The organism is Lentzea alba (assembly GCF_047445655.1).
GTDB classification, from domain to species: domain Bacteria; phylum Actinomycetota; class Actinomycetes; order Mycobacteriales; family Pseudonocardiaceae; genus Lentzea; species Lentzea alba_A.
On record NZ_JAJAEG010000004.1, the window covers coordinates 346,779 to 358,953 of the forward strand.

Sequence of the window (12,175 nt, forward strand, 5' to 3'; positions counted from 1 at the left end):
GTCCCCCATCTCCCGATGTTCCAGCCGTGAGAACGTAGGCAGGCCGGGAGGTGCGGGGCAACCGACTAGTGGCTGGCTTTCGCGGCGTGGTCGAGCACGAGATCCTGCACTTGCCTCCGAGCATCCGATCGCGCCCGTTCGATGCACGCCATCAGCCGTGCGGCGAGCAGGTCCGGATCGAGCTCGCGGACGTCCGGGCTGAGCGCGATGCCGGTCGTGACGCCGTTCGAGTCCACCGTGACGGTGACGCCACCGCGCGTCGCCTCACCGCTGACCGCCGCGAGCAACCGGACCAGGTCGAGATAGCGGCGGCGTTCGCGTTCGGCGGCAGCCAGCCGGCGCTCCTCCCACCACGTGATCCGGCGACGCAACAGGGCTTGCGCGGTCGCGGGATCCGGCACGGGCACCTGCCACGAACCGGAAGCGGTGTGCAGCACGATGGCGTTCGCTTCGGTCGTCACGCGGATGATTCGCGCGAACGAAACCCCGGCACCGACTCGGTTCGTGGTCCAGTCGAGCCGCTCGGTGCCGATCACGACTCGCGTGTCGCCGTCGGTGAGCACGAGGGTGAACGCGGTCGACCCGAGTTCGATGACGGGCGCGGCGAGCAGCGACCGCCGGGCCAGCCGGGCGAGCGAGCACGCCGAACCGGCGCCGAGCACCCCGGCTGCGCACAAGGCTTTCACCGCGAGCGCCGCGCCGGGACTGAGCCGCAACGCGATGCCGGAGCCGGGCAGCACGCCGAGCACCAGCTGTGCGCCCGTCATCAGGGTGGTGGCGGGCAGCCACGAGTGCGGATCGCTCAACCCGTTGCGGCGCAACCAGGTCAGCAACGCCCACGCGCACGCCGCCGCGGCCACGGCCGGAATCGCCGACCACCACGGCATGATCCGCTGCCCGGCCGAGGTCATCCCGGCGAGCACGACGCAGACCAGCCCGATCGCGACGGGCAGCACACCGGCGGCGAGCAGCAGCAACGTCCTGGTGCGGCGCCACCTCGCAGCCAGCGCGTGCACGACCTGGGGATCGTTGATCAGAGGGATGGCGTGGGGAATGAGCGTCATCAGCGCGCCCCTCGTCAGCTCTCCGCCGTCACCGCGTGTGACGTGCGGGCCGACCAGACTTCCCGGCTCACCTGGGCGTCAATATGCCGTAAATGTCCAGATCAGGCAAGCCTCGTCCACAATGGACGGTGTGGCGCCGGGTGCGTGCGCCACACCGTTTCCATTGCGGGAGTTAAGAAGCCGCCTTCTGTTTTGCGCGCAGACCGAGCAGTGCGTCGATCACCAGGAACAGGACCAGGCTGACGCCCAGCAGCGGCACGAACCAGCCGACCAGCACGGCGCCGACGCCGAGTCCGACCAACGCGACCGGCGGAGCCTTGCGCCACTGACCGCGCGGCGTCGGGCGGCCGAACCCGCGGGTGGGCCGGCGCTTCCACCACATCCGGTAGCCGAGCACGACCAGCGCCACCAGCCCGCCGCCGAGCAGCAGCAACAGCAGCTGGTTGGGCCAGCCGAACAACACACCCATGTGCGCGTCGATGCCCCAGCGCGTCAGCTTCGCGGCCAGCGGGTAGTCGGTGAACTTGACCGAACTGACCACCGAGCCGTTCTGGATCGCCACCGCGTCGACCTGCGTTGGCCAGCCGCGGCCGATCTCGGCGACCTTCCAGACGCCGTCGGAGGTGGTCGGCAGGCCGATCTCGATGGGCTTGGCATCGATGCCGGACGCCCGTGCCGCACCGAGCACGGAGTCGACGTCGCGGTGACCACTGCCGGACGAGCCGTGGTCGCTGTGGTCGCCGTGGTCGCTGCTCGCACCGGGCATCTTCAACGACGGCGTGGTCCAGCCCATCGTCTTGCGCAGCGTGGCGACGTTCTCGCCGGCGTAGGCCGACCACGTGAGGCCCGTGGCGGACAGGAACAGCGCGCCCGCCAGCACCCACACGCCGATCAGGCCGTGCCTGCGGATCCGCTTGCTGTTGCGGGGCCTCGTGATCCACAGCACCAGCCCGCCCAACGCGACCACCCACAGCCAGGAGGCGGCGAGCTCGCTGTAGAGCCGGCCGGGTTCGCCGAGCATCAGGTTGCGGTGCAGCTGATCCAGCGTCGTGCGCAACGGCAGCACGCCGCTCGTGCCGTAGACGACCAGGTCGCCGGTGATCTTCCCGGTTCCGGGATCGACGAAGACGGCCCGGCGTTCGGACTCGCCGAGCCCCTCCTCGGCGAACAGCACACGGGTGGTGTCACCGGGTTCGGGTGCCGGCCGGACAGCGACGAGCGTGCCCTGAGGTGAGGTGGCGAGTGCGGCGTCGACCTGCTTGGCGAGCGGAAGTTGTTGCGCGGAAACAGGAACGCGGAGCTGGTCGGCGTATACCCAGGACTCCAGCTGCGGCGTGAGTGCGTAGAGGACGCCGGTGAGGGAGGCGATCAGGATGAACGGGGCGACGAACACGCCTGCGTAGAAGTGCAGGCGCAGGAAGAGTCCCCGCCACGCGAACGATGTTCGAGGCGGAGTGGCTGTGTCCGGTGTTGGAGATGTGGTGGTCATGGCAAAGCTCCAATGGGCGTGAACAGGTTCAGGACCGCGAAGGCGGCCCTGTGAAGGGGTTTCAGACCTGTTCAGCCGGAGGACCGCGCCATGACAGCACGTCCAGGAAGACGATCGTGGCCGGCGCGATCAGAGGAGTGGCGACGACCAGAGGTGCCGTGGCGGGCAGGGGAGCGAGCCTGCGGGGGAGGGCCGACGCGATGGCGCGGGCGAGTGACAACACCGTGCGTTCGGCGACGGTGAGGACGATCACGGTGAGTGCGGTCGCGACGACGTGCGAGGCGACCATGTTCGCCGGGTCGGCGTGCTCGTGCCTGGACGCGGCGAGCGACACCATGAAGTGCATCGCGATCTGGCCGCCGCCGACCAGTGCGAGCAGCCGGCCAGGAGTGAGCTCGTGCCGGGCGAACCCCGAGCAGGCCCACGTGAGCAGCGCGACGAGGGAGAACACCAGGCCGGCGTCGGGCAAGTGGCCGTCCGCGGTCGAGTGCGCGAGCACGGCGAGTGCGCCGGTGACAGCACCAACAGCAGCACAGCGCGCACGGCGCAGCGGAGCTGGAGGCAGGGTCACGCGCGGAGCTTAGCTGGCAGAAGAGGACAGACCACACCCACGAAAGAACCAGGAGTGCGGTTCAATCGGGTTGTGATCACGTACAGCACCGACCTCACCGCACTGACCGAGGAAGACCTGGCCGGGTTCTTCGTGGACTGGCCCAAGGCACCGTCACGCGCACAGCACCTCGCCGTGCTGCGCGGGAGCTACCGGGCGGTGCTCGCCTTCGCGGACGACCAGGTGGTCGGGTTCGTGAACATGATCAGCGACGGCGTGCTGACCGCGTTCGTCCCGTGGCTGGAGGTTCTGCCCGAGTTCCAGGGGCAGGGGATCGGGACCGAGCTGATGCGGCGGATCCTGGCCGAGGGACAGCACCTCTACTCGGTGGACCTCGTGTGTGACGAGTCGTTGCGGCCCTACTACGAGAAGCTCGGCATGGTCGCGTTGACCGGCATGATCGTGCGCAACCGCGACGCGTGTGGGTAGACGCACCCATCGAGGCGTGGGCAGGACTGGGCCTGGTTGATCTTGGCGTTGGGCCAGAGGATCTAGGACATGAAGCCTACGGTTGGGGGAACCGTTCGCGGCCATAGCGGATCAGCTCGGAGCGCCGGTGGGTTCCCAGCTTGGCGCGGATGTTCTCGAGATGACGGTTGATCGTGCGGACGGAGATGCCGAGATCGCCGGCGATCTCCCGGTTGTCGTAGCCCTTGGCGAGAGCGCGCAGGACCTCCTGCTCGCGTGGCGTGAGCTCGCCGCTCTGGAACGCGCCGATGACGAGCGCGGCGACCTCGGGCGGCAGCACCGGCCCCGCCAGTACGGCATGCACGGCCTCTGCGACCTGATCAGCGGTCGACCCTTTGTCGAGATACCCGTGGGCACCGGCCCTGATCGCCTCGACGACAGCGCCGACCGGGGCCTGCGACATCACGATGATCCTGGTGGCGGGCGGGAGCGCCGCGATCACGACCCGCCCGTCGCCGTCCTCCAGGCCTAGGTCGACCAGCGCGACATCGGGTGCCAGCGCGGCCAGTTGTTTCGCTGCCGCAACGGATCCCGCCTCGCCGACGACCTTCGCGCGGCCGTCCCGTTCGACGCACGCGCGGATGCCGTCGCGGGTGACGGGATGATCCTCGACGATGATCACCCTGATCGGGGAATCCACATCTCCACCTCGGTGCCACGTCCCTTGCGGGACTTCACTTTCACGGTGCCGCCGACGTTCTCGACCCGTGCCTTGACGCTCAGGGACAGCCCGAGCCGGCCGCGTTCGGTCAGCGCGGCCTCGTCGAAGTCGAAGCCGATCCCGTTGTCCCGCACGGTGACCAGCACACCCTCCGGGTCCTCCAGGATCGCGATCCACACCCGGTTGGCCTGCGCGTGGTTGCGGACGTTCGTCAACGTCTCTTTGACCGCCGCGACGACGATCGTGACGGTCTGGCGCGCCATCGGTGCACGGCCCGTTGAGGCGACACGCACCGGCACGTCTGAGAACTCCTCCACCAGCCGATAGATCTCTTCAGCGAGTGAGCAGTCCTCGTGCGGTGTGTCCTCGTCGAGGTGGATACGGCGGAGTTTGCGCTCTTGGCGTTCGAGGGCGGCGCGCGCGGCAGCATCGGGCAGGTCGCGACGGATGGCGGCCAACCGTTGCAGCACGTCGTCGTGGATCTCGGCGGCGAGCCGTGCGCGTTCTTCGAGCCGTGCGCCGTGGTCGGCCAGTGCGGTGAGTCGCAGCAGCTGGCCGGTGACGATGCCGACGACGGCGCCGATCAGCGGGTACGACAGCATCGTGCCGAGCAGCGCCAGTGTCTCCAGGTGCAGCAGGCCGACCGGGGTGACGCCGTTGAAGTAGTACTGCAGCGGGACGACCGCGGCCAGCATCGCACCGGCCGCGAACCCGCCGCGCACGCCGTGGATCACCGCCCACGCCGCCACCGCCGCCGTCGGGTAGATGCCGGCGAACGACGGATGCGCCGTCAGCACCCGGCCCGCCGGCTCGACGAACCCGCCGACCACGATCGTCACCGCGGCCAAGCCGAGGTCGATCGCTGCCGAGCCCTTGCGCTGCGGCGTGAGCGTGACGATCAGGGTCCAGACGAAGACCACCGCGAGCACGGCGGCGCCGATGTCGGTGCGCACGATCTGGCCGCCGAACGCCGCGACGAACGCCATCCACCCGAACGCCGCCCACCGCAGGACGAGGATCAGGGTCATGGGGGCCGGGTGTCGCGCGCGCATTTGGTGTTGATGGTCCGGGCGGTTCGCCGTGTTCGGCAAGGAAAGTTCCTTCCAGCGGAACAAAAGTGGACTTCCGGTGGAACGGGGCTGAACGCTGCCGCTATGAGGCTGAGCCAGATCGTCGGCGCGCAGGTCGCGTGGTGGCAGCTCGGGTTCCGCGCCCGCCGCGCAGCACTGCGCCAGCTCGCCTCACCCGACGTCATGGCCGTGGCACGCGAGTGGTCGCATCAGGTGCTGTCCGCGCCGTGGTGGTGGCGCCTCACCAGAGTGCTGATGCTCGGCGCTGTGGCCGTGCTGGGCTGTGCGTCCGTGCTTGTCGTTGCGCTGGACGGCAAGGATGAGAGCGTGATGGTGCACTACGCGCTGTTGACCGCCTTGCCCGTGTTGGCGGCGTCGGCGTGGTGGCAGACGCACTGCGCGCGCAAGCTGGCCGTGCAGATCGGGCCGCCACCACCACGGCGTTCACGGGCGTGGATGGCTGTGCAGGCGTTGGCGTTCATCGTGGCGGTGAGCGTGTTGATCGCGGCGATCGTGCGTGCTGCGGTGGTGGAGTCGGAGCAACACGCGCGATGCCCGGCGGTCATCGTCGACGACGACGTTCTCGAATTCACCGAGGACAGGAGCGTCTGCGCGTTGGCGAGCACCGCCACCGACTTCACCGGTTTCCGGCACACGCCCGTGGGAGACGTTCGGGTGCGCAACCACGTGTACGCGATTCCCGGCGTCGGCACGATGATCATCACCCACTCGATGGTGCGGGCGTGGCACTCACAGCTGCGGGAACTCGGGGCGCCGGTCGACTACCCGCGCTCGGACGGCCAGATCTGGTTCCTCAACTTCGAACACGGGTACGTCTCCGCGGACCTTTCGGTCGACGAGACGGGCGCTTCGGTGTCCGCGGTGGTGGGACGACGCTACGAACCGGTGAGCAAGGTCGGCGACTGCCCGTACCCGGACAGGCCGTGTGTTGTGTCCGTGGAACGCACCGAGAACAGCCTCACGGTCGTGTGGAGCTCTCCGGACGCCGACGCGTTCAACGTGCAGTGGTGGGAAGAACGGACCAAACCTGGGCCCGGCGTCGAGGTGGCCGCCCGCCGCTTCACGATCCGCGACGCCGATCCCGGCCGCAGCTACGGGTTCTCGATCGAGTCCTGCAAGAAGCGGTTCCTCGGCCGTTCGACGTGCACCAAGTGGTCGCCGACAGTCGTTGTTCCTAGATCCCTTCCAGATCCAGGGTCTGCTGGTGCGGGCCGCCGGTGAACGAGCTGGTCAGCAGTCCTGCGCTGCGGCAACGCCCGCACGTCACGGGTGAGGTCGTCGCCTTGAACCGGGTGAAGTCCCAGCTGCCTGTGCCGACGTGACAGCCGGGGCCGGGCACCTCCAGCCCGAGCCAGCCCTGCAGCCGCACGGCGTGCACGATGTCGGACCCCTCGAGGTATCCGTTGAGCCGCCCCGCGAACCGGTTGCGCGCCTCTTCCGCGGGCGCGCTGAGTGCCTCCTGCAACAACGAGATGCCGTTCATGTGTTCGATTCAACCTCACCTGGACGCGTCGAGGCGGGCACCACGCCGCTCCAGCACCGTGAGGCAGCGCGCGCACCACCGCACGTTGTCCCGTTCGAACGACAGGCCGCGCAACAAGGTCAGGTACGGCCCGACCCGCTCGGCCTCGCTCAGGTACTCGTCCTCAGTGCGACCGGCGAGCATCCGCGCTTTGAGTCGTTCGTAGCGCTCGATCTTGGCTTCGGCCCACTGCTTGCGTTCGCGCAACGAGGCTCGAACCGCTTCGACGTTCCCGGCGTCGGCGGCCATCACCGCGACCATGAGCTCGTCGCGGATCGCGGTGGGCTTGTGGGGCTGTCCGGTGAAGGATCGAAGCGCTTCGAGCCCGGCAGGCGTCAGGGAGAACAGGCGTTTGTTCGGGCGGCGCTCCTGCTCGACCGTCTCCGCGCTGATCAGGCCGTCGGCCTCCATCCGGTCCAGCTCGCGGTAGAGCTGCTGCGGCGTGCACATCCAGAAGTTCGCGACGGACGCGTCGAACGCCTTGGCGAGGTCGTAGCCGGACGCGGCGCCGTCGAGCAGCGCGGCCATCACGGCGTTGCGCAGGGACATACCAGCAGGTTACGGTGCGGCGACCTAGTCAACAAGTTGAGTATTCGGGGTGCCGCTCATGAACGCCTTCCGCGCAGCCGTCGAAGCACGGGACACCGACGCGATGGCCGCCTGCCTGGCCGAGAACGTGGTGTTCACGAGCCCCGTCGCGTTCGCCCCGTACCCCGGCAAGCCGCTCACCGCCGCGATCCTGCGCGGCGTGATGCGGGTGTTCGAGAACTTCCGCTACGAGCGCGAGATCGCGGACGGCGAGAACCACGCGCTGGTCTTCCGGGCCGAGGTCGGTGGCAAGGAGATCCAGGGCTGCGACTTCCTGCACCTCGACGCCGACGGCCTGATCGACGAGTTCACCGTGATGGTGCGGCCGCTGTCCGCCGCTCAGGCTCTCTCGGAGGCGATGGCGAAGCAGTTCGAGCAGATCAAGGCAGAGGTCACGGCCTGAGCTCGTACACGCTCACGGGCTGAACCGGATGCCGTCGGCGCTGATCTCCACGTGGTTCTCGTCGAGCATCTGGGTGACCGGGTCGTACCGGTTGACGCCGAACCCGACGTGGTCGACCTCCAGCGTCTCCACGTCGATGAACTGGTGGCGCAGCCGCGCCGCCCAGCTCGGCAGGCCGCACTCGATCCGGTGCCGATCGTGAACTCCAAGGCGGAGCTGCCGAACCCGGCGAGGAACCGGACCGTGTCGGCCTCGTCGCCGCGGGACGAGTTGTCGTAGGTCAGGGCTTTTTCAGGGCCGAAGGTCGGGTTGAATCCCTTCACTCGTCGCACGCTGGCCACCGGCGCCAACTAGTTTCGCGGTCATGGACTTCAACGAGGACCTGCGGGATTCGCGGTTCGAGCGCGTCGACCTGAGCGGCGCGCGGTTCCGCGAGGTGATCATGAACCGCGTCGTGCTGCGAGGCGCCTACGTGGCCGACGTCGAGATCGACGGCTACATCGGCAAGCTGGTGGTCAACGGCGTGGACGTGGCGCCGCTCGTCGAGGCCGAGCTGAACCGGCGTGATCCTGAGCGGGCCAAGATGAAGCCGACGGACCCGGCCGGGTACCGCGAGGCGTGGGAGATCATCGAACGGTTGTGGGCGGGCACGGTCGACCGTGCCCGCGGCCTCGACCCGCGGTTGCTGCACGAGTCGGTGGACGGTGAGTTCTCGTTCATCGAAACGCTTCGGCACCTGGTGTTCGCGACCGACTCGTGGATCAGGCGGGCGATCCTCGGCGAGCCGGCACCGTGGCACCCGCTCGGCCTGGGATGCGACGGGATGGAGGACATCCCGAACATCCCCAAGGACTACGCGGCGCGGCCGTCGCTCGACGAGATGCTCGAACTGCGGCGCGACCGGATGGCCGGAATGCGCGAGGTGCTGGCGAACCTCACCGAGGAGCAACTCGCGTCGGACACGGTCGCGGTGCTGGAACCGCCCGGCTGGCCGGAGTCGCGCAGCTACCCGGTGGCCAGGTGCCTGCGGTGCATCCTCAACGAGGAGTGGGAACACCGGCGGTTCGCCGAGCGCGACCTGGACGTGCTCACGGCACGTCCCACGTGATCGGCAGGTGCTTGACGCCGAAGATCGTCGACGTGGTGCGGACGCGCACCTCCTCCGCGGGAACGGCGAGCCGCAGGCCGGGCAACCGGCGCAGCAGCTCGCGGAAGCTGACGGACATCTCGATGCGGGCGAGCTCGTTGCCCAGGCACTGGTGCACGCCGTGGCCGAACGAGAGGTGCCTGCTGCGCGGGCGGTCGATGCGGAACTCGTCCGGTGCCGGGCACTCGGCTGCGTCGCGGTTCGTAGCGATCACCGAGCACATCACCGTGTCGCCCTCCAGGATCATCACGTCGCCGATCTCGATGTCCTCCACCGCGTACCGCACGATTCCGGTGTCGATGATGGACAGATAGCGCAGCATCTCCTCGACCGCGGTGTCCATCAGGCCGCCGGGATCTTCGCGCAGGGCGTTGAGCTGCTCGGGGTGGTCGAGCAGCACGAGCACGCCGAGTCCGAGCATGTTGGTCGTGGTCTCGTGGCCGGCGATCAGCAGCAGGTTCGCCAGGCCGACCATCTCGTCGTCGGACATGTCGCTCGTGGCGGCGAGCTCGGACAGCAGGTCGTCCGCGCGGTTGGCTCGTTTTTCCTGCACCAGTCCCCACATGTAGCGGTGCATGCGGGTGCCGACCTCGATCAGGCCGTCCAGGTCGGTGGCCATGTCGAGCAGCTCGATGGTGTCGTCCTGGAAGTGCCCGCGATCGGCGACCGGCACGCCGAGCAGCTCGCAGATCACCAGTGACGGCACCGGCAACGCGAAGTCGCGGATCAGGTCCGCCGGCGGCCCGGCGGCGATCATGGCGTCGATCCGCGCCGTGACGATGTCCTCGATCTGCTCGGTGAGCGCCCGCATCCGCCGCATCGTGAACTGCCGGGCGAGCAGCCTGCGATAACGGGTGTGCTCGGGCGGATCGGTGGTGATGAACGACCCGGCACGGCTCTCGGCGTCGGCGAACTTGTCGCGCATCTCCGGGGTGAGTTTGTCGCGCAGCCGCTTGACCTTGAACCGGTCCGCGCTCATCCGCGGGTCCGCCAGCAGGGTCCTGGCGGTGCCCTGGCTCGTGACGAGCCACAGGGTCTCGTCGTGGTGCTCGATCTTGTGGATCGGGCCGGCCGCGCTGAGCCGCGCGAGCCGCGGTGAGGGGTCGAACGTGCCCGAGCGTTCCATGAGGTCGCCCGGTAACACGGGTCTCATGGCGTCGAGCGCCGCGTCCGGATCTGAGGCAGTCGTCATCGCGTCTGTCATCGCATCCTCTTCGGGAATGTTCGGTCGGTGGCAATGCGAGGGATGTGCGAGTTTTAAGCTGCGAGAAACTGGGGAAAGAACTGGACCTCGGCACGTTCCGGAAGTACCAAAATTGGTTCGCGTCCAACCGATTTTGTTCCTGTATCGCTCTGACCTGGGCATATGCGGTTGACAGAAGAATGACTCCTCGTGTCAACAGGAATGCTGATGAAGAAGATTTGCCCTTTTGGGCGGACGTCTTCATTGGTATTTCAAATCGCAGGTGGGGGCAGATGGCGGAGTTGCCTGCGTGCGATCGGTCTACGACTGACGGAAGTGGTTCCTCAGCAGGGCCAGGTCGTGCAGGTCGCGTTCGCGCGGCTCGTAGCCCTGGTGGAAGTAGAGCTGCTGCTCCGCGGACAGGCACGGCACGGTGGTGCCGAGGATCGCGCCGGTGACGAAGCACCTCGCCGGGTAGAGGAACGGTTCGCCCGGGGTCAGGGACGACTGCTCGGCACTGCCGTCCTCGGCGAAGCGCAGCGGGTGCAGGTCGATCTCCCGGCCGGCGGGATCGGTGACGACGAACCGCACCGGCCGCCACGACAGGGTCTCGGTGAACCCCAGCGCGGCGAGAGCGGCGAGGACCTGTGGTTCCTGTTCCTCGCGGTGCATGAGGTCCAGGTCGTCGTGGGGGCGGGTCTGCTTGCCCACCAACGCGTCGACGCCCCAGCCGCCGCCGATCCAGACATCGGCGCCGTCCAGCGCGGCCAAGATCTCCAGAACGTCCTCAGCGGTCACCACGAAATGCTACGTTGGAGATCGTGCCGGACTTCAAGCTGCCGCTCTACGGCGCTGACACCGAACGTGGCGACCTCGCTCCCTGAGCCGCCCGGTCCTTCCCGTCACCCTTCACCTTCTTCGCCTCAGGGAGCTTTGCCATGCGCTCTTTCGTTCACGCACTGCCCAAAGTGGAGCTGCACGTCCACCTCGTCGGCTCGGCCGGCGTCGACACCGTGCTGGAGCTCGCCCGCCGTCACCCCGAGGCCGGGGTGCCCACCGACCGCGCCGAGCTGGAGCGCTTCTACACGTTCCGCGACTTCGACCACTTCCTGAAGGTCTACTGGGCGGTCCAGTCGATGCTGAAGGGCCGCGACGACATCCACACGCTCGTCGTCGGGCTCGCCGCTGACCTGGCGCGGCAGAACGTGCGGTACGCCGAGGTCACCGTGACTCCGTACAACCACCTGCTCGACGGCATGTCCGGTGACGAGCTGCTCGCCGGGCTGGCGTCCGGTCGTGCCGCTGCCGCCGCGATGGGCGTGGAGCTGGCCTGGTGCTTCGACATTCCGGGCGAGAAGGGCCTGGAGGGGGCGCGCGAGACGCTGGCGTTCGCGCTGCACGAACGGCCGGAGGGCCTGGTGTCGTTCGGGCTCGGCGGGCCCGAGGTCGGTGTCGGCCGCGCCCAGTTCGCGCCCTTCTTCGACGCGGCAAGGGATGCGGGCCTGCACAGCGTGCCGCACGCGGGGGAGACGTCCGGTCCGGAGACGATCTGGTCGGCGGTGCGCGACCTGCGCGCCGAGCGGATCGGGCACGGGACGAGCTGCACGCAGGACCCCGCGCTGGTGGAACACCTTGTGCTGAAAGGGATTCCGCTGGAGGTGTGCCCGACCTCGAACGTGCGCACGCAGCAGGTTTCCTCGATCGCTGAGCATCCCGTGCGGCAGATGCTCGACGCCGGGGTGGTCGTCACGCTCAACACCGACGACCCGCCGTTCTTCGGCGCGACGCTGGAAGGGGAGTACCTGGCGGTGGCGTCGGCGTTGGAGCTGAGCCACTCGGAGGTCGCGCGACTGGCCGAGAACGCCGTGCTGGCCTCGTTCCTGCCGAACCAGCGCAAGACCGAGCTGTTGGAGGAGATCTCCGCGGTGCTGGCTGCGGTGTGAGCGGGT

At 68.5% G+C, this 12,175-nt stretch carries 15 protein-coding genes; 6 read left to right on the forward strand and 9 right to left on the reverse strand.

Going from position 1 to position 12,175, the window contains the following annotated elements; translation table 11 throughout:
- Positions 1 to 65 precede the first annotated feature (65 nt).
- The 3 genes from LFM09_RS09295 to LFM09_RS09305 all read right to left on the reverse strand — a co-directional run bounded on the left by LFM09_RS09295 (position 66) and on the right by LFM09_RS09305 (position 3,124).
- Positions 66 to 1,064, reverse strand: coding sequence for a YbaB/EbfC family nucleoid-associated protein (locus tag LFM09_RS09295; protein ID WP_414095913.1), 999 nt, complete (start codon positions 1,062 to 1,064; stop codon positions 66 to 68).
- 172 nt (positions 1,065 to 1,236) lie between these two features.
- Positions 1,237 to 2,553: a PepSY-associated TM helix domain-containing protein gene (locus LFM09_RS09300; RefSeq protein WP_414095914.1), complete on the reverse strand. Its 1,317-nt coding sequence runs from the start codon at positions 2,551 to 2,553 to the stop codon at positions 1,237 to 1,239.
- A 61-nt stretch (positions 2,554 to 2,614) separates the two neighbouring features.
- A complete protein-coding gene (locus tag LFM09_RS09305) occupies positions 2,615 to 3,124 on the reverse strand; it encodes a hypothetical protein (protein WP_414095915.1) in 510 nt (169 codons plus the stop codon).
- A 72-nt stretch (positions 3,125 to 3,196) separates the two neighbouring features.
- Between LFM09_RS09305 and LFM09_RS09310 the strand changes: the two genes are divergently transcribed.
- The gene (locus LFM09_RS09310; RefSeq protein WP_414095916.1) at positions 3,197 to 3,592 is read left to right on the forward strand and encodes a GNAT family N-acetyltransferase; all 396 of its coding nucleotides are present in this window, start codon (positions 3,197 to 3,199) and stop codon (positions 3,590 to 3,592) included.
- A 76-nt stretch (positions 3,593 to 3,668) separates the two neighbouring features.
- Here the strand turns inward: LFM09_RS09310 and LFM09_RS09315 are convergent, their stop codons facing one another.
- Positions 3,669 to 4,271 (reverse strand): LuxR C-terminal-related transcriptional regulator, encoded by a 603-nt coding sequence (locus LFM09_RS09315; protein WP_414095917.1) that lies wholly within the window; start codon positions 4,269 to 4,271, stop codon positions 3,669 to 3,671.
- Positions 4,250 to 5,320 (reverse strand): sensor histidine kinase, encoded by a 1,071-nt coding sequence (locus LFM09_RS09320; RefSeq protein WP_414095918.1) that lies wholly within the window; start codon positions 5,318 to 5,320, stop codon positions 4,250 to 4,252. The genes LFM09_RS09315 and LFM09_RS09320 overlap by 22 nt, the downstream gene beginning before the upstream one ends.
- Positions 5,321 to 5,446: 126 nt before the next feature.
- On the opposite strand from LFM09_RS09320, the gene LFM09_RS09325 reads away from it, so the two are divergent.
- The gene (locus LFM09_RS09325; RefSeq protein WP_414095919.1) at positions 5,447 to 6,604 is read left to right on the forward strand and encodes a fibronectin type III domain-containing protein; all 1,158 of its coding nucleotides are present in this window, start codon (positions 5,447 to 5,449) and stop codon (positions 6,602 to 6,604) included.
- On the opposite strand, the gene LFM09_RS09330 is transcribed toward LFM09_RS09325, so the two are convergent.
- Entirely contained in the window at positions 6,558 to 6,866 is a 309-nt protein-coding gene (locus tag LFM09_RS09330) for a hypothetical protein (protein WP_414095920.1), read from the reverse strand. The two genes, LFM09_RS09325 and LFM09_RS09330, sit on opposite strands and share 47 nt — an antisense overlap.
- A gap of 15 nt (positions 6,867 to 6,881) precedes the next feature.
- The gene (locus LFM09_RS09335) at positions 6,882 to 7,454 is read right to left on the reverse strand and encodes a PadR family transcriptional regulator (protein WP_414095921.1); all 573 of its coding nucleotides are present in this window, start codon (positions 7,452 to 7,454) and stop codon (positions 6,882 to 6,884) included.
- Between the two features lie 58 nt (positions 7,455 to 7,512).
- Here LFM09_RS09335 and LFM09_RS09340 point away from each other — a divergent pair, with 58 nt between their 5' ends.
- From LFM09_RS09340 to LFM09_RS09350, 3 genes are all read left to right on the forward strand, one after another.
- Positions 7,513 to 7,896: a nuclear transport factor 2 family protein gene (locus LFM09_RS09340; protein ID WP_414095922.1), complete on the forward strand. Its 384-nt coding sequence runs from the start codon at positions 7,513 to 7,515 to the stop codon at positions 7,894 to 7,896.
- Positions 7,897 to 8,040: 144 nt separating this feature from the next.
- Positions 8,041 to 8,175: a hypothetical protein gene (locus tag LFM09_RS09345; protein ID WP_414095923.1), complete on the forward strand. Its 135-nt coding sequence runs from the start codon at positions 8,041 to 8,043 to the stop codon at positions 8,173 to 8,175.
- An 85-nt stretch (positions 8,176 to 8,260) separates the two neighbouring features.
- On the forward strand, positions 8,261 to 9,004 hold the full coding sequence (locus LFM09_RS09350; RefSeq protein WP_414095924.1) for a DinB family protein: 744 nt from the start codon (positions 8,261 to 8,263) through the stop codon (positions 9,002 to 9,004).
- Here the strand turns inward: LFM09_RS09350 and LFM09_RS09355 are convergent.
- Together LFM09_RS09355 and LFM09_RS09360 are read right to left on the reverse strand one after the other, a co-directional pair.
- A complete protein-coding gene (locus LFM09_RS09355; protein ID WP_414095925.1) occupies positions 8,985 to 10,247 on the reverse strand; it encodes a cytochrome P450 in 1,263 nt (420 codons plus the stop codon). The genes LFM09_RS09350 and LFM09_RS09355 overlap by 20 nt on opposite strands.
- 300 nt (positions 10,248 to 10,547) lie before the next feature.
- A complete protein-coding gene (locus LFM09_RS09360) occupies positions 10,548 to 11,024 on the reverse strand; it encodes a nucleotidyltransferase domain-containing protein (protein WP_414095926.1) in 477 nt (158 codons plus the stop codon).
- 140 nt (positions 11,025 to 11,164) lie between these two features.
- Here LFM09_RS09360 and add point away from each other — a divergent pair, with 140 nt between their 5' ends.
- Complete coding sequence (gene add / locus LFM09_RS09365; protein ID WP_414095927.1) at positions 11,165 to 12,169, forward strand: adenosine deaminase; 1,005 nt, start codon at positions 11,165 to 11,167, stop codon at positions 12,167 to 12,169.
- Positions 12,170 to 12,175: the final 6 nt, after the last annotated feature.

Coding starts and splice junctions, on each gene's coding strand:
- LFM09_RS09350 (WP_414095924.1), top strand. CDS start 8,261: ATGGACTTCAACGAGGACCTGCGGGATTCGCGGTTCGAGCGCGTCGAC.
- LFM09_RS09320 (WP_414095918.1), bottom strand. CDS start 5,320: ATGACCCTGATCCTCGTCCTGCGGTGGGCGGCGTTCGGGTGGATGGCG.
- LFM09_RS09295 (WP_414095913.1), bottom strand. CDS start 1,064: ATGACGCTCATTCCCCACGCCATCCCTCTGATCAACGATCCCCAGGTC.
- add (WP_414095927.1), top strand. CDS start 11,165: ATGCGCTCTTTCGTTCACGCACTGCCCAAAGTGGAGCTGCACGTCCAC.
- LFM09_RS09355 (WP_414095925.1), bottom strand. CDS start 10,247: ATGACAGACGCGATGACGACTGCCTCAGATCCGGACGCGGCGCTCGAC.
- LFM09_RS09335 (WP_414095921.1), bottom strand. CDS start 7,454: ATGTCCCTGCGCAACGCCGTGATGGCCGCGCTGCTCGACGGCGCCGCG.
- LFM09_RS09300 (WP_414095914.1), bottom strand. CDS start 2,553: ATGACCACCACATCTCCAACACCGGACACAGCCACTCCGCCTCGAACA.
- LFM09_RS09325 (WP_414095919.1), top strand. CDS start 5,447: ATGAGGCTGAGCCAGATCGTCGGCGCGCAGGTCGCGTGGTGGCAGCTC.
- LFM09_RS09340 (WP_414095922.1), top strand. CDS start 7,513: ATGAACGCCTTCCGCGCAGCCGTCGAAGCACGGGACACCGACGCGATG.
- LFM09_RS09330 (WP_414095920.1), bottom strand. CDS start 6,866: ATGAACGGCATCTCGTTGTTGCAGGAGGCACTCAGCGCGCCCGCGGAA.